Source organism: Flavobacterium sp. SM2513, assembly GCF_050908145.1.
In the GTDB taxonomy this organism is placed as follows: domain Bacteria; phylum Bacteroidota; class Bacteroidia; order Flavobacteriales; family Flavobacteriaceae; genus Flavobacterium.
The window spans coordinates 1105276-1129764 of record NZ_CP194228.1 but is presented as its reverse complement, the minus strand read 5'-3'; the positions used below and the strand labels follow the sequence as shown (position 1 = coordinate 1129764).

Annotated in this window: 20 protein-coding genes and 1 pseudogene; 6 read left to right on the top strand and 15 right to left on the bottom strand. The window is 36.1% G+C overall.

Annotated features, from left to right (window positions below):
- Positions 1–47 precede the first annotated feature (47 nt).
- Positions 48–1844: a translation elongation factor 4 gene (lepA, locus tag ACQ5J2_RS04560; protein ID WP_432672551.1), complete on the bottom strand. Its 1797-nt coding sequence runs from the start codon at positions 1842–1844 to the stop codon at positions 48–50.
- A 638-nt stretch (positions 1845–2482) separates the two neighbouring features.
- Here lepA and ACQ5J2_RS04555 point away from each other — a divergent pair.
- From ACQ5J2_RS04555 to dusB, 4 genes are all read left to right on the top strand, one after another.
- Complete coding sequence (locus ACQ5J2_RS04555; protein ID WP_432672550.1) at positions 2483–2710, top strand: hypothetical protein; 228 nt, start codon at positions 2483–2485, stop codon at positions 2708–2710.
- A gap of 211 nt (positions 2711–2921) precedes the next feature.
- Positions 2922–4202, top strand: coding sequence for a putative DNA modification/repair radical SAM protein (locus ACQ5J2_RS04550; RefSeq protein ID WP_432672549.1), 1281 nt, complete (start codon positions 2922–2924; stop codon positions 4200–4202).
- Positions 4180–4947 (top strand): TIGR03915 family putative DNA repair protein, encoded by a 768-nt coding sequence (locus ACQ5J2_RS04545; protein WP_432672548.1) that lies wholly within the window; start codon positions 4180–4182, stop codon positions 4945–4947. Before ACQ5J2_RS04550 ends, ACQ5J2_RS04545 begins: the two co-directional genes overlap by 23 nt.
- Positions 4948–4989: 42 nt before the next feature.
- Positions 4990–5982, top strand: coding sequence for a tRNA dihydrouridine synthase DusB (gene dusB, locus ACQ5J2_RS04540; RefSeq protein WP_432672547.1), 993 nt, complete (start codon positions 4990–4992; stop codon positions 5980–5982).
- Positions 5983–6190: 208 nt separating this feature from the next.
- Here dusB and ACQ5J2_RS04535 read toward each other — a convergent pair whose 3' ends face one another.
- The 9 genes from ACQ5J2_RS04535 to ACQ5J2_RS04495 all read right to left on the bottom strand — a co-directional run bounded on the left by ACQ5J2_RS04535 (position 6191) and on the right by ACQ5J2_RS04495 (position 19443).
- Positions 6191–8089, bottom strand: coding sequence for an amidophosphoribosyltransferase (locus ACQ5J2_RS04535; protein WP_432672546.1), 1899 nt, complete (start codon positions 8087–8089; stop codon positions 6191–6193).
- 69 nt (positions 8090–8158) lie between these two features.
- The gene (locus ACQ5J2_RS04530; RefSeq protein ID WP_432672545.1) at positions 8159–9085 is read right to left on the bottom strand and encodes a PfkB family carbohydrate kinase; all 927 of its coding nucleotides are present in this window, start codon (positions 9083–9085) and stop codon (positions 8159–8161) included.
- 97 nt (positions 9086–9182) lie between these two features.
- Positions 9183–9797, bottom strand: coding sequence for a transposase (locus tag ACQ5J2_RS04525; RefSeq protein ID WP_432672544.1), 615 nt, complete (start codon positions 9795–9797; stop codon positions 9183–9185).
- A gap of 75 nt (positions 9798–9872) precedes the next feature.
- Positions 9873–10211, bottom strand: a complete 339-nt coding sequence (locus ACQ5J2_RS04520; RefSeq protein WP_432672543.1) for a hypothetical protein — start codon at positions 10209–10211, stop codon at positions 9873–9875.
- A 292-nt stretch (positions 10212–10503) separates the two neighbouring features.
- Positions 10504–15354 (bottom strand): DNA repair ATPase, encoded by a 4851-nt coding sequence (locus ACQ5J2_RS04515; RefSeq protein ID WP_432672542.1) that lies wholly within the window; start codon positions 15352–15354, stop codon positions 10504–10506.
- A 108-nt stretch (positions 15355–15462) separates the two neighbouring features.
- A complete protein-coding gene (locus ACQ5J2_RS04510) occupies positions 15463–17496 on the bottom strand; it encodes a flotillin family protein (protein WP_432673253.1) in 2034 nt (677 codons plus the stop codon).
- A 151-nt stretch (positions 17497–17647) separates the two neighbouring features.
- Complete coding sequence (locus ACQ5J2_RS04505; RefSeq protein ID WP_432672541.1) at positions 17648–18319, bottom strand: hypothetical protein; 672 nt, start codon at positions 18317–18319, stop codon at positions 17648–17650.
- Between the two features lie 3 nt (positions 18320–18322).
- Positions 18323–19042 (bottom strand): PspA/IM30 family protein, encoded by a 720-nt coding sequence (locus tag ACQ5J2_RS04500; protein WP_432672540.1) that lies wholly within the window; start codon positions 19040–19042, stop codon positions 18323–18325.
- A 2-nt stretch (positions 19043–19044) separates the two neighbouring features.
- On the bottom strand, positions 19045–19443 hold the full coding sequence (locus ACQ5J2_RS04495; protein WP_432672539.1) for a molecular chaperone Tir: 399 nt from the start codon (positions 19441–19443) through the stop codon (positions 19045–19047).
- 203 nt (positions 19444–19646) lie between these two features.
- On the opposite strand from ACQ5J2_RS04495, the gene ACQ5J2_RS04490 reads away from it, so the two are divergent.
- On the top strand, positions 19647–20393 hold the full coding sequence (locus tag ACQ5J2_RS04490; protein ID WP_432672538.1) for a helix-turn-helix domain-containing protein: 747 nt from the start codon (positions 19647–19649) through the stop codon (positions 20391–20393).
- Positions 20394–20417: 24 nt separating this feature from the next.
- On the opposite strand, the pseudogene ACQ5J2_RS04485 reads toward ACQ5J2_RS04490, so the two are convergent.
- The 5 genes and pseudogenes from ACQ5J2_RS04485 to ACQ5J2_RS04465 all read right to left on the bottom strand — a co-directional run.
- Positions 20418–20495: pseudogene (locus ACQ5J2_RS04485) on the bottom strand (hypothetical protein); the annotation flags it as partial.
- A 55-nt stretch (positions 20496–20550) separates the two neighbouring features.
- On the bottom strand, positions 20551–21396 hold the full coding sequence (locus tag ACQ5J2_RS04480; RefSeq protein ID WP_432670212.1) for an IS3 family transposase: 846 nt from the start codon (positions 21394–21396) through the stop codon (positions 20551–20553).
- 50 nt (positions 21397–21446) lie between these two features.
- Entirely contained in the window at positions 21447–21758 is a 312-nt protein-coding gene (locus ACQ5J2_RS04475; RefSeq protein WP_432670213.1) for a transposase, read from the bottom strand.
- A 53-nt stretch (positions 21759–21811) separates the two neighbouring features.
- Positions 21812–22195, bottom strand: coding sequence for an HRDC domain-containing protein (locus ACQ5J2_RS04470; protein ID WP_432672537.1), 384 nt, complete (start codon positions 22193–22195; stop codon positions 21812–21814).
- Between the two features lie 4 nt (positions 22196–22199).
- Positions 22200–22535 carry a single-stranded DNA-binding protein gene (locus ACQ5J2_RS04465; protein WP_432672536.1) on the bottom strand — a complete coding sequence of 112 codons (336 nt, stop codon included), beginning with the start codon at positions 22533–22535 and terminating at the stop codon, positions 22200–22202.
- Positions 22536–22862: 327 nt separating this feature from the next.
- On the opposite strand from ACQ5J2_RS04465, the gene ACQ5J2_RS04460 reads away from it, so the two are divergent.
- The gene (locus tag ACQ5J2_RS04460) at positions 22863–24482 is read left to right on the top strand and encodes a hypothetical protein (protein WP_432672535.1); all 1620 of its coding nucleotides are present in this window, start codon (positions 22863–22865) and stop codon (positions 24480–24482) included.
- Positions 24483–24489 lie beyond the last annotated feature (7 nt).

Here is a 24489-nt window from a genome sequence, read left to right as displayed (position 1 = left end):
ATCGGGTTATTTGTTTATACAATATACTATTTTACAATAGACAATTTCTAGTCGTTCAACTTCAGTACAGCCATAAAAGCTTCTTGCGGAATCTCCACATTACCTACTTGACGCATACGTTTTTTACCTTTCTTTTGTTTTTCAAGAAGTTTACGCTTACGCGAAATATCACCACCATAACATTTGGCGGTAACGTCTTTTCTTAACGCTTTAATCGTTTCACGGGCGATGATTTTAGCACCAATCGCTGCTTGAATCGGAATATCAAATTGCTGACGAGGAATCAATTCTTTCAACTTCTCGCACATTTTTTTTCCAATATGAAACGCATTATCCTCGTGAATCAAAGCCGAAAGTGCATCAACACTTGTCGCATTTAATAAAACATCTAAACGTACTAATTTCGAAGTTCGCATTCCAATAGGAGAATAATCAAAGGATGCATAACCTTTAGAAACTGTTTTCAAACGGTCGTAGAAATCAAATACAATTTCAGCAAGCGGCATATCAAAAGTCAACTCCACACGTTCGGTAGTCAAATAGGTTTGATTAGTAATTTGTCCACGTTTTTCAATACACAAACTCATTACGTTACCCACATAATCGGCTTTAGTAATAATCGTAGCTTTAATGTAAGGCTCTTCCACACGGTCCAATTTAGAAGGTTCCGGTAAATCAGTTGGGTTATTAACAATAAACGCCGTCTCAGGGTCTTTTTTAGTATACGCAAAATACGAAACGTTGGGAACCGTAGTAATAACAGTCATGTCAAACTCTCGTTCAAGACGCTCCTGGATAATTTCCATGTGCAACATTCCCAAGAACCCACAACGGAAACCAAATCCCAAAGCCGCCGAACTTTCAGGCAAAAACACAAGTGACGCATCGTTCAGTTGCAATTTCTCCATCGACGAACGCAAATCTTCGTAATCTTCCGTATCTACCGGGTAAATTCCCGCAAAAACCATTGGTTTCACGTCTTCAAAACCCTTAATCATATTTGTTGTTGGCGTTTTAGCATCGGTAACGGTATCACCCACTTTTACTTCTTTCGCCTCTTTGATACCAGAAATTAAATACCCCACATCTCCTGTAGAAATCACGCTTTTCGGCACCTGATTCAACTTCAATGTTCCTACCTCATCTGCATAATATTCATTTCCAGTCGCCATGAATTTAATCTTCTGTCCTTTCCTGATTTCACCATTCTTCACTCGAAAAATAACTTCAATACCACGGAACGGGTTGTAATGCGAATCAAAAATCAAAGCCTGTAAAGGTTCGTCCACATTCCCTTTCGGTGGTGGAATCTTCTCAATAATAGCTGCCAAAATATTCTCCACACCAAAACCAGTTTTCCCTGATGCGTGAATAATATCTTCCAACTTGCAACCTAGTAAATCAATAATATCATCACTCACTTCCTCTGGATTCGCACTTGGCAAATCTACTTTATTCAAGACAGGGATAATTTCCAAGTCATTTTCTAAAGCCAAATAAAGGTTAGAAATCGTTTGTGCCTGTATACTTTGAGCCGCATCCACAATCAAAAGTGCCCCTTCACAAGCAGCAATAGACCGCGAAACTTCGTAGGAAAAATCAACGTGTCCGGGAGTATCTATCAAGTTCAGGATATATTCCTCGCCCTTGTACGTATATTCCATCTGAATCGCGTGACTCTTAATGGTAATCCCACGTTCGCGTTCCAAGTCCATACTGTCCAGCAACTGAGCCTTCTCTTCACGAGCCGTAACCGTTTGTGTTGCACCAAGAAGTCTATCGGCAAGCGTACTTTTCCCGTGGTCAATATGGGCAATAATGCAAAAATTTCTAATTTTCTTCATCTACAATTGTTCTATTTTGTTCAAGAAACTATGAGGTTTCTTCTGTCTTTTCTTTGTAATACTAATTTGGGCGTTCCCACAAGGGTCGGGCTTTCCGCTACAATCTTTTTTCTCTTAAAGAAAGAGAAAAAAGGATTTCCACTGCAATCCCTAACGCAACCTCTTTTGTAACCCAGCTCATTTCTTTTCAAATACAAACTGCGTTTCAACAATCCGCAAAGATAGGAGATTAGACCTTAACTTGAAACGCTTGAAATCAAATAGTAAAAGATAATTTTAGAAGGGATTTTTTTGGTTGGATTCTTTATATTTGTTTACTGATGAATAATTAATCGAAAATGGAATTTGAGTATAAAAAAAGTAAAATCATAGGAGATTTATTGATTGGATGCCTATTTTCAATTTTCACCATTTTTATTTCAATAATGATTTTACATACAATGATTAATAATTGGAACGAATATCAAGCACAGAAAATATTGTTTTGTTTTATTTCAATTATTTTGTTTTCATTTTTAACTTATCTTGTCTTAAGGAGTACAATTATCCGAAATAGTTACTATCAACACAATCTAAAAGAAGAAATAAAAATCAATGCTCAAAAAAAGAAAATAATAGTAACCAACCGTTTAAATATAATGGAAACAGAAATACATTTCAACGATATAGAATCTGTCGAATTCTATTATTCTTGGAATACAAATACTTTTTCTTCTGATTTAGGATACAGTAAATTGAATCTTTTTGGTAAAAAAAATTCAGTAATAATTACGCAAAATAAGTTGAACCAATATGAAATTTATAAACTATTCAAAAGTAAAGTGGTTAAAAACAAATCAAACTTTATGAATTCTTTAAAATTGTAAAAAACGGTATAAACAAAAGCTAATTATTATTTTTACTAAAAACTCTTCCAAGTCACTCTGCGTCTTCGCGCCTTTGCGAGATAATTGGTTAACTATTTGCGAAGAAATAAGCATCGCAAATTAAACCTTAAACAACTATTAAAGTTCTGAAAACGCCTTTCACCATGTAAATAATTCCCGTATTTTTACACTCCCAAATTTATTTCAACACGTGGATTACGACAGAGTTAAAGAAAAATTAGAAATTCTCGCCGATGCAGCCAAATATGATGTATCCTGTTCCTCCAGTGGCGGAAACCGCAAAAACACCAACAAAGGTTTAGGTGATTCTTCCTCTTCAGGAATTTGTCATACCTATACCGAAGACGGAAGATGTGTTTCTTTACTCAAAATATTACTTACTAATTTCTGCATTTACGATTGTGCCTATTGTGTAACGCGAAAAAGCAACGATATTCAGCGAGCTGCTTTTACCGTGGAGGAAGTCGTAGACTTAACCATGAATTTCTACCGCAGAAATTATATTGAAGGCTTATTCCTAAGTTCTGGTATCTTTAAAAATGCCGATTACACTATGGAGCGTTTGGTTCGTGTAGCGAAAAAGTTGCGTCTGGAACACAACTTCAACGGCTACATTCACCTCAAAAGTATTCCCGGAGCGAGTGACGAACTAATGCGAGAAGCCGGACTTTATGCCGATAGATTAAGTATGAATCTCGAAATCCCCACCGAATCCGGTTTGAAATTATTGGCTCCCGACAAAGACCACCAACAAATGATTAAACCAATGGGTTTTGTCAAAAATGAAATTAATTTATACAAAGACGAACGTAAAAAGTTCAAGTCGACTCCAAAGTTTGCACCAGCCGGACAAAGTACCCAAATGATTGTGGGTGCCAGTCCGGAAACTGATTTACAAATCATTCAAGTCGCCGATCATTTTTATAAGAATTTTAGCATGAAACGCGTGTATTATTCGGGCTACGTTCCTGTTTCAAATGATGCACGATTACCTGGATTGGGTTCACAAGTTCCTCTTGTTCGCGAAAACCGCCTCTATCAAGCCGATTGGCTGATGCGTTTTTACGGCTTTAAAGCCAATGAAATTTTAGCCAAGAACAATCCTTTCCTCGATTTGGAAGTCGACCCGAAATTAGGTTGGGCTTTACGAAACATCACCGATTTTCCTGTCACTTTGCAAACCGCTTCGTTAGAAATGATTCTTCGTGTTCCCGGAATTGGTGTAAAATCAGCTTACAAGATTGTGAATGCAAGAAAGTTTCAAAATTTGACTTTAGAGCATTTGCAGAAAATGGGCGTTGCCACCAATCGTGCGAAATATTTTATTGTTGTAGCAAATTCCAACAAGAACTTGATGCATTTGGATTCCGTGCATTTGAAAAGTCTGATTGTTGGCGATACCAAAAGCAAATTCGAAAATCCGTTCAGTAACCAAACTTCCCTTTTGAATGACGATACTTTTCTACGATAAAACCTTCGAAGGATTTCTGACGGCGGTTTTTGAAGTCTTTGAGTTCAAATACCAAGACGTTCAGATTGTCCATGAGGGGACTTTTCAAAACTCCTTCTTTGCAGAACCTATTGAAATAATCACCAATCCCGAGAAATCCGACCGCGTTTTAAAAAAGTTGGAAAAACAATTGGGGAAAAGTGGTATTCAGGAAATGCTGTATACTTTTCTGTCCGAAGATGCTTCTCGCGAAATGATTTTATTGCAAGTCATCATCTATGCCGTGGAAAATCCGAGTGAAGATATTCTTAAAGATTACGCGAATCCTTACGTGATGCAACTCTCAAAATTAGTGAAAAGCGTCAACCGCGAACGCCACAGAATGAAAGCGTTCATCCGGTTTGAACTATTGAAAGACGGCATTTACTTCGCCGAAATTTTTCCTGATTTTGATGTTTTGACGTTAATCATTACCCATTTCAAAAACCGTTATCAAGACCAAAAATGGTTGATTTATGATTCCAAAAGAGGGTATGGCGTGTATTACGATTTAAATGTAGTAGAAATTATAACTTTAGATGACACGAGTGTTTTTGGCGGAAGCCAGAAGAACGATATGTTGCATGACATCGAAATCAATTACCAAAAATTGTGGATTGAATATTTTGACCACACCAATATTAAAGAACGTAAAAACGACAAATTACACGTGCAGCATGTTCCCAAAAGATATTGGAAATATTTGACGGAGAAGAAAGTTCTTTAGCACTAAAATTTAAAGTCGTAATTTTGCACGAAAATGCAGTAGATGGTCAAGATAGGCAACATAGAATTACCCGATTTCCCTTTATTATTAGCTCCAATGGAAGACGTGAGCGACCCGCCGTTTCGCAGGTTGTGCAAACAGCATGGAGCTGATTTGATGTATTCTGAATTTATTTCTTCAGAAGGTTTAATTCGTGACGCAATAAAAAGCCGGCAGAAGTTGGACATTTTTGACTACGAACGACCTGTTGGAATTCAGATTTTTGGTGGTGATGAAGAAGCAATGGCGATGTCTGCTAAAATTGTGGAAACTGTAAATCCAGATTTGATTGATATTAATTTTGGTTGTCCTGTTAAAAAAGTGGTTTGCAAAGGAGCTGGAGCGGGCGTTTTAAAAGACGTAGACTTAATGGTTCGTTTGACAAAAGCAGTTATCAGAAGTACTTCTCTTCCCGTAACTGTAAAAACCCGATTGGGTTGGGATGAAAATTCGATAAACATTGATGAAGTTGCGGAACGTTTGCAAGACATTGGAGTGCAAGCTTTGACGGTTCACGCAAGAACGAGAGCTCAAATGTACAAAGGGCATTCTGATTGGAGTCATATTGAAAGAATAAAAAATAATCCTCGAATTACGATGCCGATTTTTGGAAACGGCGATATTGATTCTGCTGAAAAAGCATTGGAATACAAAAACAAATACGGCTTGGACGGCATGATGATTGGTCGTGCAGCCATAGGTTATCCATGGATTTTTAATGAAATTAAACATTTCTTTGAAACAGGAACGCATTTGCCAAAACCTACTATTGAACAACGTGTAGAAGCTGCAAAAAACCACTTGCAATGGGCCATGGATTGGAAAGGTGAGAAACTTGGCATTTTAGAAACGCGTCGTCACTATACCAATTACTTCAAAGGACTTCCTAACTTTAAGGAACACCGAATGAAAATGGTTTCGAGTGAAGACCCTCAATTTATCTTTGAAACTTTTGCTGAGGTATTAGGAATTTACGAAGGAATGGAACTAGCGTAGAAATTGAAATAAATGCAGCTGGAGAAACTGAATATTCTGGGACTTATATAAAATAAAAAAGGTGGAAATTAATCCACCTTTTTTGCCCCAAATCTACCATAAACTTAACCTACTAATGTTATGGTTCAGTAAATATATACCCATGATTATATTTGTACAAAAAAATCAGATGAACGGCACATTTATTCGATAAAGTGCATTTTTCTGATTAATAAGCTCTTGCATCGTTTCCTTCATAGAAATTTATAAAGGCTCGATTCACGACTCTGTTTCCTCCAGGTGTTGGATAATCCCCAGTAAAATACCAGTCTCCCAAGTTTTTTGGACATGCGATATGTAAATTCTCAACGGTTTGGAAAATAATTTTGACTTTTGCCTTAATTTCTGGTGAACTTAGCATTTCTGCTATTTTATCTGAAACTTCTTGTGGCTCGAATGGTGCGTAAATTTCTTTTACAAAATTTACAACTTCATTGTCTTTCAAATGTTCCTGACCTTTACATTTAACATACACCTCTTCCACAATGTGAAACAGATTGCGTTCGCGAAGTAATTCTAAAGTTGCCTTAAAAGCTACTAAGCCTTCCAACTTTGCCATGTCAATTCCGTAGCAATCAGGGAAACGTATTTGAGGTGCTGACGAAACGACCACAATACTTTTTGGCTTCAATCGGTCCATCATTTTAATGATACTCATTTTCAAAGTCGTCCCTCGAACGATGCTGTCGTCAATAATGACTAGGTTATCTTCGGGCTTTATAACTCCGTAAGTTACGTCATAAACGTGGGCTACTAAATCATCGCGACTACTGTCTTCAGTAATAAACGTTCGAAGTTTAGCGTCTTTAATCGCCACTTTCTCTGTTCGAATTTTAACTTCTAAAAGTTTTTGTAAAGATTCTTTGTTTAGTGTATTTCTATTTTGTAAGATGAAATTATTCTTCCTTTGATTTAAGAAATCTTGGGCCGCTTCGACCATTCCGTAGAACGATGTTTCAGCTGTATTTGGAATATAAGAGAAAACGGAATTATCGGTATCACTATCAATCGCATCCAAAACGGCAGGAAGAATCAGTCTCCCTAGCATTTTTCGTTCCTGATATATTTCCGCATCACTTCCTCTTGAAAAATAAATACGTTCAAAGGAGCAAGCTTTCTTTTCAACAGGTGTAATAATTTCTTCTTCCGTTACTGTTCCGTTTTTCTTAATGATTAATGCGTTCCCGGGTTGCAATTCCTTGATTTGGTCAAACTCTAAGTTAAAAACCGTTTGAATCACGGGACGTTCTGAAGCTACTACTACAATTTCGTCGTCTTCATAAAAATAAGCCGGACGAATTCCAGCCGGGTCTCTAAAAACAAATGCATCTCCATGACCAAAAAGTCCTGCCATGGCATAACCTCCGTCCCAACCTTTTGAAGCCCGTTTCAGGATTTTCTTCACATCTAAACGTTCGGCAATTACCGGAGAAGCTTCTCTTTTAGAAAGGCCTTCGTTTTTGCAATCTTGGTATAAATCAGTTACTTCTTCGTCCAGAAAATGTCCAATTTTTTCCATAACAGTTACCGTATCGGCTAACTCTTTTGGATGTTGACCTAATTCCAACAAGCTATTGAAAAGCTCCGTTACATTGGTCATGTTGAAATTTCCAGCCACAATTAGATTCCGATGCATCCAATTGTTCTGACGCAAAAAGGGATGAACACTTTCAATACTGTTTTTTCCAAAAGTTCCATAGCGTACATGTCCCAAGAATAATTCGCCGATGTAGGGAATGTTTTTCTTTTGCAAATCAACATCATTCGCCCATTCGGGATGCGTTCGCAGTTCCTCATTGATGCGGTCGTTAATTTGTGCAAAAACGTCTTGAATAGGTTGTGCATCGTTCGACCGAACCCGACTTATGTAGCGTTCGCCCGCTTCCACGTCCAGTTTGATACTGGCAAAACCAGCTCCGTCTTGACCGCGGTTGTGTTGCTTTTCCATTAAGAGATACATTTTTTGTATCCCATAAAAAGCGGTTCCATACTTTTGCTTATAAAACTCGAGGGGTTTCTTTAATCGTAAAAGGGCAATCCCACATTCGTGTTTGATTGAGTCGCTCATTGTGTTGTTGTTGTGTAGTCGTAGTTATTATATATATCAAAAACGCCCCGTTTCCGAGGCGTACTTATTTTATGCTAGTGCAATATCAAATTGAGTCAATGCTTTAAATTGTTTCAAGCGGTCAACCACTTCTTCATGTTTCAAATGTTCCATTCGTTCTGTTCCAAATTTCTCCACACAAAATGAAGCTAAATTAGACCCATAAATTACCGCATTTTTCATGTTCTCAAAAGAAACATTTTCGCTTTGTGTAATGAATCCTGCAAAACCTCCTGCAAATGTATCTCCAGCTCCTGTTGGGTCAAAAACTTCTTCTAAAGGTAAAGCTGGTGCAAAAAACACTTCTTTTCCTTGAAAAATCAAAGCACCGTGTTCTCCTTTTTTAATTACCACGTATTTTGGTCCCATGGTGTGAATTTTAGCAGCAGCTTTTACTAATGAATATTCACCTGATAATTGACGGGCTTCTTCATCGTTAATCGTGATGACATCTACTCTTTTAATAACGTCCATTAATTCCGGTAAAGCACAATCCATCCAGAAATTCATCGTGTCTAAAACTACTAGTTTAGGTTGCGTTGTCATTTGGTCCAACACACTGCTTTGAACCATTGGGTGTAAATTTCCCAACATTACTACATCAGCATCTTTGAAATTCTGAGGTACTTTAGGTTGAAAGTCAGCCAAAACATTAAGTTCTGTAGCCAATGTATCGCGAGAATTTAAATCATTATGGTATTTTCCGCTCCAGAAGAATGTTTTTCCTCCTTCAACAATTTCCAAACCTGAAATATCGATGTTTTTACTAGTAAGTAAATCCAAATGTTCTTGTGGAAAATCGTCACCAACAACCGATACGATTGCTGATTTCAAATTAAAAAAGGAAGCGGAAAGTCCGATGTAAGTAGCAGCTCCACCTAATATTTTATCTGTTTTTCCAAAAGGTGTTTCGATAGCATCGAAAGCAACTGTACCGACAATCAACAATTTATTCATTTGTGTAATTTTAATTAAGTTGCAAAGATACTTTTTTATAATAAACCCTCCAAGGGTTTTAAACCCTTGGAGGGTTAAAAATAACTTATAAAATCAACTATTTTTCAATAATAAAATCGCTGATTTCTTCTAAATTATGGACTTCATTATGATATGTTCTGAAGTTTTCTTTTCCGCTATATAGCGCTATAACTTTTGCTCTTTTTAGCATCGTGGGTTTTTCTGAAAGGATTGAATCATACGATGACCAAGGATACAAACTCATTTGTTTTACGAATCCATGATGAACTGGGTTATTATGAATATAGTAAATTAGTTGCTGAAAATACTTTTCAGAACTCACTAATTTTCTTTCGTAGTTTGCCTCAAATAAACTTCCCGTCCTATGATGCCGCTTATTTATGGCTTGTGTATATGCATTGAATAGATGAGAAAATTGCCGAAAAGGTTCAATTACTTTTGGAGTTTCGGTGGTGGTATACGTCAATTCACTTGCGATGATTTCCTCTTTATCTTTAATTCTGACCAATATATGAAAGTGATTCTTCATCAAACACCAAGCAAATGTTTCGGCAATTGGCTCAATATATTTTGCATACAACCGAAGAAAATGATAGTAATTTTCAGGCTCAAAAAACACGTCAATCCCATTATTTCCTCTGTTATAAATGTGGTAATAATTGCCGTGAAGTAGAGGAATTCTAGTTTCCATGATAATTATAATTTATAGTTTCGAATCTTTTAACCCTCCAAGGGTTCAAAACCCTTGGAGGGTTAACCGTAACACTTACTTCTTCAACAAATCCCTCATCAAATCATTCTCGAACTTCAGCTTCATGATTTCGGCTTTTTGTTCTTCGATGATGAAATCTTTACTTGTGCGAAGGGTCTTGTCAAACGCGTAACTTTCGGGCAAAGCATTGGCAACGTCCATGAAAAAATTGTACTGAAAAGCGTCGCAAATCCGCATTAAATTTGAAGTGTGTAGGGAAGCTCGGTTTTCATAAGCATAGAAAACAGTATTGGGAAGCCCCATTTTTCGAGCAGTATTCGTCCTAGATACATTGTTTTTTACGATAAAAGCACGAATCATCGCACCAATATGCACTTTCTTTATAGTTTCCATGATTGTTTTTTATCAAATTTAGAAAAGAAAATTCAATATACAAACAATTAGCACTAAGGCTTTTACAACAGGATGTAAATTATTAACGATTTTTATATGCCGGTTATTCGCGGAAGTAACCGTAGTGCTTTTTTTATACGCCGATTAACCGCAGAACTAACCGTAGTGCTTTTTTTATACGAACGTTATACTCGGGAGATAACCGTACAACTATTTTTATATGCCGATTAACCGCGGAAGTAAAATATTAACTATTTTTATACGAAACGACTTTTCCCACCGCCATCGTATGCTATTTTTCCAGTCCCAGCTTTAGTATTTGCTTAATCCCCTCAATATGATTGGTAAATTCGGTCATTTGCGAAAGCACCTGAGCCATATTATTTCCGTCTCCAAAGGCTTTTAACTTGTTGTTTTTGACGAAAGTCGATTTAATACTTTCCCAACGCAAATGCTCTTCATCGCTTAGGGTTTTGGTCATTTCTTTATATTTCAAAAGATTGGCTTCGGCAGCACTCGTCAAGGTTTGCGTCTCGTTTTGATAATGCGAAAGTAACAGCGTTTCAATCTCGGCGTCATTCATCACGGGCACAATTTTACCCACCAACTTGTTCATATCTCGGTACGAACCTTGCAATCTAAAAGGCGGTTCGGTACGGTAGGAATCCTCCATAGCAGCTGAGGAAATATAGGCCGAATTAGCTTGCAAAACTACGTTTCTCACCTTAATCACCTTGTCTAAAACGGCTAAGTATGCCTCAATGTCTTGCTTCGAATGATTGCCTTTAAGTTCAAAACCATCTCGTTTTCCGGCAGTCGCCATTTCAATTAAAGGATATAAATCCTCCGGCATTTTGGACGCCAGTTGCGTCAAAAGTGGATTGGAAGTCATTGCGTTTTCAATCAAACTCAGTTCAAAAAGAGCCGACGTATTCCCAATCACGTCTCCCAAATTATAAATATCCGCACGGTTGGCTAGCATGTCTGGAATCTGGAATTTCTCTCCTGTTTCGGTGTATGGGTTACCCGCCATCACCACACAAAACTTCTTGGATTTCATGTCATACGTCTTCGGATTTCCGTTGTAAACCCCTTCAATTTTCCGTGTTCCATCGGCAAGTGAGATAAATTTTTGCAATAATTCAGGGTTGCAATGCTGGATATCATCGAGATAAAGCATCACATTGTTCCCCATTTCTAGTGCTAAGTTGAGTTTCTTTAACTCCTCCCGTGCCGCCGAATTGGTAGCCGATTCGGGGTCCACCGAAGTAATTTCATGCCCAATCGCTGGACCGTTTATTTTCATAAAAACCAAGCCCAATCGGTTGGCCAGATATTCCATCAAAGTCGTTTTTCCATAACCTGGAGGCGAAACCAACAGCAACATTCCAGAGCGGTCGGTTCGTCTGTTTTCGCCCGCACTTCCCAATTGTTTGGCAAGGTTTTCACCAAATAAAGGCAAATATACTTGGTCGATTAATTTATTTCTAACGAAGGAAGTCAATACTTTTGGTTCAAATTCATGCAACCTCAAACCTTCCTTTAATTGAATCGTAAGCTGGTGCCGCACCTTACGAAACTGTTCAAAAGCAGGCACATCACTTGTAAAATAATGTTCCATTTTATGGATAAATTCATGGTAATTGAACACATAATTCCCATCGGCAATTGTAGCGTGCGACCCTGATAATCCTGTTATCAAAGCATTCGCCTGAATGCTTATCGTGTGCTCGTTACTTTCGTGCGGAAACAATAATAATGCAGCCACTTCAAAGGCATATTCCAAATCAGCAACAGGGTTCAAATCGGTTAAATAAGACGAAACCCATTGCATTACCAACTGTAATTTGGCTTCCAAACCTACCGATTTTTCAATACCAATTTTAAATTTCACATCGGTATTTTTAGTTTCCAATGCTTTTTGAAAAGCTTCCGCCAATTGTTTTGCTTTTAAGCTGGAAACAAATGCATCGTCAATTATCAACTCTTCAAAAAGATAATGGGCCATTTTAGAAGCATCCCAAAGCGCTTTCTTTCCCAAACTAAATTGCGCTAAAAACAGTGCTACTTCCTGCTCCAAGTTCTCCAAAACTCCACTGAAAGCCGTACTATTTGGAAAAACAGCCAATACTTCGCCCGCTGCTTTTATCTTTTGATTCAAATTAGCACGTTTTTCTTCGTCTAAATTGTACCAGAAAAACTGTGCAAAAGCCCTTGTTTTAGATTCATAACGCAACATTCCAAGCGCGTTGTGTTTTTCCAATACCGTTTTTAAAATCAATACGGCATCGGCATCATGCACTCCTTTTATATAGCCTTCCGAATAATTTTTAGCCGTTTCGTCGGCAACTAATTCTTGTAAATGCTCCAAAGTCATCGCTGACAATGCCGCAACCGATTGCTTTTTGAAAATCTTATACGCCAAGAACAAAGCGCGATAGACCTCCTCATTTTCTGAAATCAAATCTTGACTCCAGTACTTTTTACCCGAATCCAAGATTTCATTTTTCAAGGGTTGGTAAAAATCCGTTCCTGTTAAATGATAGTTCAATCTGTCTTCTTTATAAACAATGGTCAAGTCGAGCGCTTGACGGTTTACTGCAAATTTATGCTTGCCCAAACGAATGATATTTTCGCCGTCTTCGTATAGTTCGTGTTTGTCTTTCAGCTTTCGCAAGGCATCTTCCTTCGCCGATTTTAATTCGGTTTCAATCGATTCAGCCTTTCCTACATCTTCTAGTTCGTGCAATTGCTTCACCAAATCACGCAACTTAGCAATCATCAAATCTGCCGCAAAATAACCATTGATTTCTTCTGCCGAATTAAAAGTCATTGCCTTTGTTGCCACACTTTTCAAAATTCTTTTGGACGCATTTTCCACTGCAATTGCCTTCTTATTTCGGGCTTCAATCAAGCTGTTTTTCTTGGCCTCGAAAGCCGTATAAATCTCCTCTCGTTTCTCAATAATCAAAACGGTGAAATCCTCATAATCGGCAAAACGAGCTTCCAAATCTTCCAACTGAACCGACATTTTATTAAGCGATTCGGCAATTTTATCGGGTGTATTCGCTCGGTCAATGGCGTTGACAATACTTTGGTCCATCAACTTCATTTGGGCGGCAAAATCGGCCTTCGCTTCCTTACCTCCCAAGGTATTCATCTTGTTCTTGATTTCTGCTTTCACTTTATTGAGTGTGGCAAAAATCAACGAAATATTATTGATGATTTGTGTGGCATGCGACGTGTCATCAATGTTCAAATTGGAAACAATATCAATAAGCATCTCTAAATCTGTCGTGATTTGATTGACTTCTTCTTCTAGTTTTTTCCCTTCTGCCACCTTCGAAATCGCCTCAATAGCTTGCTGTTTCTCGTTTACACGAATTTGATACGGCTCTAATGCTTTTTCGTTCAATAGAAATTGGACACAATGCTGCGAAACCCGTTCGGTTTGGCTCACGATTTCACTTTCAATGGTTGCAATGAAGTCTACATCCACGTACCGCACTTCTTTCAAGCTGATTACTTCGCCACGAAGCTTTCTCAAATTGGCAAGATTGGCAACAAAAACATCAATATCATCCAACGACGATGACTTTATTGTACTGAAAATTTTGTTGGCTTTCTCTTCGGTTTGTTTCGTAATTTCTTTGGCGTGAAGCCGCAACTGTACTACTTTTTCAAACTCATCAATGGCGGAATTGGCGGTGTTTTTTATTTCTAAAAGCGGAATTTTCAACTCAAAAGTTTCTTTTCCACCAATCCAATAGTAGCCGTCTAGAATATTCTGAGAAAGCTTTGCCAAGTCGACATACAATCCATCATAATCATCATTTTTGTTCAAAAGTGTGATGATAGAATTGGAATCTGCCATTGCTTTTACAATGTCTTTGTTCCCTATTTTGTAAATAAAACTGTCTTTATGTTCAGACGGAACGACCGTTCCTTTGACAAAAGGCGTTTGCCAAATTTGAATCACATGGTTTTTAGTCTGCTCGTTCTCCGATTTAAAATAACACAATTCACCGTTGTTTAAAATCGTAAAACCGTTGCAAATAATGGGCGTGTTGACTTCATGCGAAATTAAATTGTACGAAATCAATACGTATTGCCCGAATTTGTCTTCATAGAAAACGTACATGAAATCTTCCCCATTTGGCGAAGCAATACGTTCTTGAAACTGTAAATTTTCAAGGCTATTTTCAAATATTTTGTATTCTCCGGTTTGCAAGTAATAACCGTTCGAAAACATCAAACCGTGGTTATCCGGAAGCAAAATGGCCGTGTTTTTTACACTGTCAATCTTCTGCACTTCCTGCAATTTATGGTTGTACACAAAGTAGCGCGGTTCTTCCTGAAAGGGTTTTATTTGCAATGCAATCAGATTGCCTAAGTCGGCAAACTTATACGTCCCATCGTCTAAGGTTTGGTCAGGAAATGCCACGTCTTCTTCTAAAATTCCTTTGCCCGAAGTCGTATTGTCTTCAATTTTTATCGTTAAAGTACCTCCAATAGTTTCCACAAAAACCTTGTCAAGTATCGAAATATGGGGATGCTTTCCTTGTTTCTGCATTTCTCTTGTGGTTTCTTGCCAAAGAAAATCATGTTGTTTAGGAAACTTATATTCGTGGTCACTTCGGTTGTCAATATATTCCAACTTATTTTCACGAATCAACCACTTGAAAGTTTTAATATCGGTAGTCCGGTCGCTCAATTGGAACACCATGTGAAGGTAATTCCCAGAGATAAAGAACTTTCGGAACTCCGTATCGCGGTAATATTTGTACAGGTTTAAAAAGTCAAAAAGGAAAGTTTCGTCGTTAATCAATTCTAGATTATGCGACTGGAATTCCTCATTTTGATAGCTGTAAATACTAAAAACGTCTTCAATTTTAATTTCAGTTCGTAAACCAAAATAGACGTTATACCCAAAGAGGCACAAATCGCCGATGCAAACAATGTCGCTTGAAGTGCAATTGTTTTCGGTGATGATGCGGTTGTTGGCAATCAATTTGGTTTCAATACTTCCAAAAACCTCTTTCCGAGCGTCGTTGAGCAGTTTCAATCTTTGGATTAAATCTTTTTTCTGAGCCTCTAAACGACTTTGTATGATTTCGTAAGTTCCGCCTTCTAGTGCATTCATAAGGTAAAATGTAGCTGGTGGTTAATAAAACGAAGTCTGGGTTTTGGCACCAGACTTTAAAATTTCCTGCAAGAAAATAAGAATCTTGCAGGATAAGTTAGTTCAGTTTTAGCTTAATTTTTTGTCGGTCAAGCCGAAATTTTTAGCCATTGACATCAAGTTGGCAAACAAACCTTGTTCGCTTTCGTCGTTGCTTCTTCGTTGCAATTCCAGAAGTAATCCCGAAACAGTTAGGTTTTTAATATCTTCCGAAGAGATGCCGTATTTATCGGCAAAGCCTTTCACACGTTCTAGCAAATTTCCTTGCTCTATTGTTCCTTCGCCTAAAATAGCGTCTTTAATATCCGTAATATTTTCAGAATGATTTACCAATCTATCGAAACCTTTGGCTCTTGTAATTTGCCCTACAATCTGGTCAAAGAACATTGTTTCACCACCCACAATATCAATTTTTGCTGCTTTCAATGCTTCGCCAATAACGCTAGCTTGAGCATCTGCAATGTCTTTCTGAATGTTGATGTGTGCCAAATCCACTTGCAATTCTTTGTTCAAACGCAACTTGAATTCTTCGTGTTCTTTACCAACACCGTCTAATTTCTTCATTGCTTCTGCTTTTTCTTCAATTCCTGTCGCTTCCGCTAATGCTTTCTCACGAATTACTTCTGCTTCAGCAAATCCGAAATCTCTAGAAGAAGCCGCTTTCGCAGTCATTCCCGCTGCTTCTGCAATAGCCATTTTTTCAACGATTACCGCATCGACAATTCCTTGACGTTCGTTAGCATCTGCTTTTGCATGCATCACTTGTGCTTCCGAAAGTCCAAAAGTGGCGTCTTCTTTTGCTTTGGCTTCCGCCAATATTTTACGCGCTTGGGCTTCTTTTTCACTCGCTACTAAATGTGCTTCGGCATCTATACCAATTTCTTCTGCTTTTTGTTTTGCCGCGTCTTTTTCTGCTTCAGCTGCACGAATTCTTTTGATATAAAGTTCTTCACTGTCCTTTTCAGCCAATGTAACCGCGACTTTCTTCTGTCTGTCTGCTGTTTTGAAAGCCTCAATATCTTTCATGTTCTCTTGTTCTTGAACCACTCCTTTTTCCAAAACTACTCTATCTCGAATAACGTCCTGGATATTTTTGCGTTCAATTTCAACAGCTTTTTCCTTTTCAATTTGAGCCAAAGTCACCACTCTTTCGCGTTCCGTTTGTTCCAAAGCACGGTCTTTTTCCACACGTTCGGTTTCTACAGCTTCGGTTCTTTGTTTGTTTTTCAACGCAACAATTACCAATCGGTCTTTGTTTTCTTCAGCAACCGCTACTTTTTCAGTAGTGTTGATTCGAGCCGTTTCTGATTTCAAGCGTTCCTCTTCCGAAACTTTCATGATTTCTGCTTCCTCACGCGATTTGATGTTGGCAATTTCTCTTTTCTGTTGTTCTTCTTTTTCAGCCAATTGTCGGTCTAACGCCAAGATTGCTTCTCTTGCTTCAACGTCTTGCTTGCGAATCGTTTTTTCTTCGTCTCTACGAATTAAATTTGATTTGATATTTTGAGCCGCGGTCAATTCTGTAATCTTTTTAATACCTTCCGAATCTAAGATATTATCCGCTTTTAAATGAATTAACGGGGTTTGCTCTAAATCGTCTATGGCACAATCATCCAGAATGTATCCGTTTAAATCCGTCCCGATGATGGCAATAATTTCGGCACGAAACTCACTTCTAGCTTCGTATAATTCGATGAAATCAAACTTTTTACCAACAGTTTTTAACGCTTCTGAAAATTTAGCATCAAATAAAGTTCGCAATACTTCTACTTCCGAAGCTCTTTCGCAACCGATGGTTTGTGCTACATTGATAATATCAGCAGTTGACTTATTGATTTTGATGAAAAACGTAACCTTGATATCTGCTCGAATGTTGTCTTTACAAATCAAACCGTTTACGCCAGTTCGTTCTACATCCAACTTTTTTACGGAAATATCCATGATTTCCATTTTGTGCAAAACGGGTACGACAAGTCCGGCGTTGTAAAACACTTTTGTGCCTCCAGCTCCTGTTCGAACAATCACTTTTCCCTGAATTATTTTTTTGTACATTGAAATAATCCAGACAAGAAGTCCGATAATTACTATAATTATAGCAATCATTGTAATAAGTAAAGAATCTCCTAACATGTTTTTGGTGTTTTTAGTAAGTGGGTATTGGTTATAAAAAATAGTTTAAAATCAGTGCTAACAACTGCATTAGCAAATCCATAAGTTGAATTAAAATCGCAATCATTTTTAAATTGTTTGAAATTTAATAATCAAATTTTTCGACGAGATAATATTTTTTGTCTTCGCTCTCGCCAACGATAACAGCCTCTTGTCCTGCAAGAAGTATTTCTTCTGTATTGCTTTTCGCCGATAAACGAATGGGGTCTCCATTAACCGTTAGTTGAATTTGCCCTGTTTTATTTTGTTCTAAAGTTGCAAAAACAACACATCTTCTGCCCAGAAAATCTATTTCGGGTTCGCCTTTATGATTGACTTGTTTGTACAGATAAGATAGTGGTTTACTGAATATTTTGACAATAAAAAGACTCACTATGAAATTGGGAATCAATATTAAAAAGCCAATTAATGTATTTTCTATTCCTAAATAATACGTCACATTGATTCCTAAAAACCACATTGTAAAGAATATAATGGTTAGAATAAACATTAGCGGTAATTCATCAAAATTGAAGAATTCCAATGTTTTCATAAATGGATTTCCATCTGAACTTGAATCTACCCCTGTTCGGTCTGGTAAATCATGCGAATGACTGTCTAAATCGGTATCCAAATCAGCCGAATCGAAATCGATACTCAGTAAATCTGGGTCAAGTCCGGCAATGATAACCATTATCCAATACAACAGCATAACAATAGACATGATGCTAAAAAAGGCATTGACTGGTGAAAACGATATTTCTATCAGCTCTTTCATTTCTTAGTTTTGACTGTTTGAATCACTTATTCCTAATTGTTCTTTTAATTTTTCTAGTTCACTTGTTGCCTTGGTTTGCTTGATATTGATGGCTTTATCAATTTCGTCATCTACGGATTTTGAATTATTTGCAATTTCGCCATAAGCCTCTGCCAAAGCTTCTTCTTGAGCCACTTTTTCTTTCATTCTTTCCAAAAGAGCAACTGTGCCGTTGCTGTCCAATTGTGCCATTTGCTTGTTCAACGTTTTTGTAGCATCTGCCACTTTTACTCTTGAACGCAAAATTTTCAATTCATTTTCCCACTTGGAAATATTTTGCTTAATGGTTTGCACATTGCCTTCCATTTGCAAAACGTTTTGGTCAAACTTCTCTTTATCGGCAATGGCTCTGTTTTGTCCTGCAAATGCTTCTTCTTTTTTAATCAACGCTTCGGTTGCCAATCGGTCGGCTTCCTGAGACTCCATTCCGCCTGATTGTGCTTTTTTCAAAATCAGCATGGCTTTCTCGTTGTAGTCCTCACTTTTAGCGCCGTATTCTTCTACTTCGTTTTTTGACCGAATACTCATGGCTTTTACTTGTGCCAAAGCTTCCAGACTTTTGTCCAAGTCTTGTTTCATGTCTCGAATCCCTTGTTCGGTCATTTTGATTGGGTCCTCAATTCCGTCTATCGCTGAATGCACTTCCGCTTGGCCTATTTTAAATAATCGCTTTAAAAATTTCATAATTATCTGTTTTTTGAAAAATTAATAATTTGTTCTGAATATTCACTTAACAATACACTTAACGAGTTTAAGGTAGCACCAAATTCATTTTGATCTAAATTCTCGATTTGTAACGAATCTCTAAAAATAACTTTTTTACCAGTATCATCGAGGACAAATGCTCCGTGAATGATGTCGCGGTTTTTTTGTAAAAGCGATTTATACACTTGATGTCCCTCTTCTTTGATTTCAAAAATGAATTGTTCAAAAATCACAATCGGGTAAGCGACACAAATAATAAGATTAAAAATCCCTTCCGACTCATTACTGACAATAAAAATTCCATCCTTTTGATTTTCGTGCTGAATTTCCACTTGTAAATTTTGCAAATAGCTTTTGACCGTAGTGTAATACTCTTTCATAAATCACCAAATAATATTTTTATAAAAATCGTTTATTTAGAAAACACTAACAAATTAAACTTGCATTATTTCACACCTCAAACGCAAAATAATTTACCTATAAACTCATATCGTTAGCATAATTTCTTACATTTGCTAAATGTATTAGTACAAATGTACGGAATAATTTTAACAATGCAAATAAAATTAGCAAAATGCTACTAATGTTTGGTAAGAATTTAAAAAAGATACGGAGTATTCACGGGTTGAGTCAACAAGATTTTGCAGATTTGTTTGACTTAAAGCGAGGAACACTAGGTGCTTACGAAGAAGGAAGAAGTAACCCCAAGTTGGAAACCGTAATCAAAATTGCTAATAATTTTAGCATCGGTATTGAAGAGTTGCTCATAAAAGAACTAACAGTAAACCGGCTTTTGAAGTTTAACGAAAGCATTACAACAGAGAGTGATTCGCATAAAGATATCGATTTTGTAGGAATACCATGTATTCTGCCAAAAGATAAAATTTTGTTTGCTAAAAATTACGACAGCAAATTTGACTTTTCACGTACTGCCCAAATTCGTTTGCCTTTTGTGGAAACAGTTAATAGAATTGCCTTTTCTGTAGATGATCTTTCAATGACAGGTGACTTACGTGAGTTTTTCCCGAAAGATATTGTGATTGGTATTGCTTGCGAAATAGCTGCAATCGCAGACAAATGTTTAGTGATTGCAATTGTGGATGACGAGTTGGTTTTTAGAAAACTACATCTTGACGAAAACACCTGTCTATTAAAAGCAGATCATCATGGAGTTGCCGATATTATAGTTACAAGAGATGAGTTAAAATATGTCTGGAAAATTGAGCATGTTTTTCAATTTGGCATAAATACCAAAGAAATTATTCTCGAAAACCGCTTGAATGCGATTGAGCAAAACATCGCATCCTTAAAAAAAAAGAAAACCACTTGATGTCAAGTGGTTTTCTCTGTAGATTCATTTAGTATTTAAAATTGTAAGAATTTCATTTCCATATTTTTCTACTTTCAATTCTCCAAAACCTTTGATACATCGTAAGTGTTTTGACCCCTATAAAACAAGAGTACTATTCTAAATTTCGGTTTTTTAATTAAGCGGTTAATTTTTTCATTACTATTAGATGTTTATCCGAGTTCCATTTCTGCATAGGAGTAATTCTTCCTAGGAGACCATGAAGTCGTTCATTGTTATAAAAAGACACAAATCGTTTCAATATCTGCTGAATCTCTCCAAAATTTCGATAGTCGAACCGTGAAAATACTTCCTTCTTCAAGATTCCATGATAAGCTTCTATATGAGCATTTTCTTCTGGTGTTGCGACATGTGTAAATTCTTGTTGAACTCCTATTAATCCTAAATACTCACGGACACTTTTAGCTATAAATTGACTTCCATTATCACTCCTAATAACTACGCTTTCAGGGTAGTTATATTCGTCAAAAAGTAGAGATAGTAGTTCTATAACGTGTTTTTGCTTTATATTGAAAGAAAAATAATCCTTTAAAATTCGTCGTGTATGAACATCAATTACAGATAACAAATAAGCATTTTTACCCACATTTGGCACCCACACCATTTTAATATCCATTTCTAAGCATTGGAAGGGTCTGGAAGTATAAACCTTCCTAAATTTCACAAACTTGCGTCCAGCACCACTTCTATTAATTCTATTCTCAAGCTTTAAAAGACCTTCCTCCTTCATAATTCGGTACAGTTTTTTATGATTTATTAGGTAGCCATCTCTATTTAGATATTTGGTCATCAACCGATAACCACAGTCTATAAATTCATGTTTTAAAATATCTTTAATAGACTTAACAACATCTGATTGACTAACAAAACCACTGTTTTGATGGAACGTTACTTCCGTAGGATGATTGCCCTTCTTACCAAAACTAGGTTTTCTATAGTAGCTACTAGTAACCATACCAACCATCTTTATTATTTTAGCCTTGCTACACTTATGCTTTTGAAAAATATAGTTCACTAAATCTTTCTTGGATCGGATGTCCCAAACTTTTTTTTTAAAAGCTCCCTTTGTACCTCTAATTCTATTTCTTTATTGCTTAGTAGCTTGCGTAGAATACGATTTTCCTCTTCTGCCTCTTTAAGCTCTTTGCTTTTAGTGTCATAGGTGACTTTTAAGCCAGCCTCGCCTTTGTGCTCATACTTCTTCTTCCAGTTATATAAACTTGCGGTACTCACGCCAAACTTACGGCATGCTTCTATAATACCACTATCTTCTGAAGCTGCTAGTATTTCTAGCTTCTGAGCTAAAGTCCATTTCTTGTATTTCATATCTCAAATATATAATTTTGAAATTTAAAATAACACTCCGAACTATTAAGGGGCTAAACTAGTAAGTCCGTGGACGTTTTTGCTTCTCTGACAATGGCTTTCAGTAATTCTGAATTATGACAAATTAAATATGTAGGAATTTTCAAATCTTTAGCTTTACTAGCCCTCCAAGTTTTCAATGCTTCATAAACTGTTTGCTGTTGGGTATTCAAATTTTGAATTACAACTTCATTTCTTTCTTCGACCGTATTTTGAGTTTTAGAAATTGTAGTTTTCTCGTTATAATGAACTATAACCGACCAATAACTATTTTCGGAATCCACAAAATGACAATCGGATTTTACAAAATCAACGGACTCCAAAAAAGAATTCAATTGATTTTGATCTTCGGCCAGTTGACAGTCAACCAACCGAATTTCAAAATGACGCACTTTCATGTACTTATTTACTTCCTAGTAATTGAACATCGTTAGCAACTACTTCTGTCATGAAGCGTTTTGTACCGTCTTTGTCGTCGTAGCTTCTGTGGGTTAATTTCCCGTCAATAGCTATTTCCCGACCTTTGGTTACAAATTGCTCGATGAATTCTGCTGTTTTTCCCCAGACTACTACTCTGTGCCATTCGGTTTGGTCGACACGTTCGCCTTTCTCATTTTTGTAAGATTCGCTTGTAGCGATACTAAGGGTTGCTAATTTTTTTCCTCCGTCGAAAGATTTTACTTCTGGGTCATTCCCTACTCTTCCGATTAACTGTACTCTGTTTCTTAATGTACTCATGGCATATAAATTTAAATGATTAAAAAAAGGTTTGTTGTTTGTAATCAACGGTACAAAGTTGCGATACGGGTTAGATATTATTCGGTTGTAAAACACTTACTATCGGTTGTAAATATTTGTAAGCGTTTGTAATTGGAATTTAAAAAAATAAAACATTGACTTTAAGCAAATTAAAAATCAATAGAGAAAGTGATAAATTTTATATTATTTGTTAAAAATTCATTGCATAATTAGAGAGAGTAAATTAATTTTTCTTTAATTTCGATCTCAAACTAATTTAAAACAGAATTAGAAACCTGCCAAATATTTTATTTTTAAAATTAAATTATGATTAAATCATTTTTATTGTTTTCAGTTTCTCTTATGTCCCTATTAAGTTCTGGGCAAGTTAGCGATGTTAAGGTTGAGAAAAGCGAACTTTTTAAAGATGAATTTAGAGAGACTGAAATATTGGTTTCTAAGGATGATGGTAAGGGCGGTTTTTTTATACTTCGTTCGTATATTGGCAATACAATATCGCCAAATTATGGCTATTATTTCGAGCATTATGATTCCAATTTAAAGCTAGTAAAAGACTTTCAGTTGGAAACTAAATTTCCCGTTTATCAAAAAAACAGTACTGCTTTAGGATATTTCTTCATTGAAAATGAGGTTTACATTGCTGATATACTATTTGACCTAAAGGAAAAAGCAATTATTTGCTCATTGACAACGGTAAATTTTAATGACTTTAAATCTTCAAAAAAGGAACTATTTAGAATTCCGAGAGAGGAGCTAAAAAAATTAGGCTTATTTGCCTTAAGCCCTGAATTTAGGCTTAATGCGTATAGTCCTTATGAAAATACGCATAAATCATCGGCAATAAAAATGAGTCTTAATAAAGATAAATCCGCTTTTGTGATTGCCATAGATTTTTATTCTGAAAAAGCAGAGACGATTAAGTTCTTTGTTTTTGACAATAAAATGAATTTAAATTTTGATAAGGTCTATAAAAAAGAAATCAACGATGATAAATTTGAGCTTCACAATATTGAACTTTCGAACGATGGAACTACCGTCTACACGACGGCAAAAGTTTATACAGATGGAAGTAAAGCAAAAGATGAAGGAGGGAAATATGAATTTGAAATTATTAGTTTGACTAAAAATGGTGAAAAATCAAAAGTTATTGATATGGAAAATCATTTTATTGAAACATTAAAAACGGTTGTCTTAGCTGATAAGATAATTTTGATAGGTTTTTATTCAGATAAAAATGACAATAGATTTAAAGGTGTTTCGTACTTTCAATTTAATCCTGAGAATCTTGATTTACTTATAAAAAAAACAAACCCTTTTAGTAATCAATTTCTTATTGATAAATATGGTGATAAAAAGCCTAAAGAACTTAAAAATATTACAGTGAAGGAAGTATTAGTTTTAGAAAATGATGCACTTATTTTTAATGCAGAAGAGGTATATATCGAAAGACAATATAATGGTGGATATAATACTACAACATATACTGGTTCTAAATCAAATTTTAATGGCGGAACAGATATTAAATATAATTTTGACGACATTGTTAGCGTAAAATTAAATGAAAATGGAAATTTATTATGGTCAAGAAATATAAATAAATCACAAACAGAATTTTTGGATAAAATCCCTTACACATCTTACACTTCCTTACTTGTAAATAATAAAAATTATTTCTTTTTAAATGCAAGTGAAAAAATAAAAAACCTGGATAACAATCGTATTGAATTTGTAGATAAAAAGATAAAAAAATCAGATTTATATGTCGTTTGTGTCAGCGAATCGGGTACTTTTGATTTTCAAAAAATATTGAATGATTATGATAACGAGGTTCCATTTATGGTTGCAAACGGAATAAAAATGAACAATACTATTATTTTTCTGGGAAGAAAAGGTTCAAAAAAACAATTATTAAAAATTAGTCTTTAACAGTACT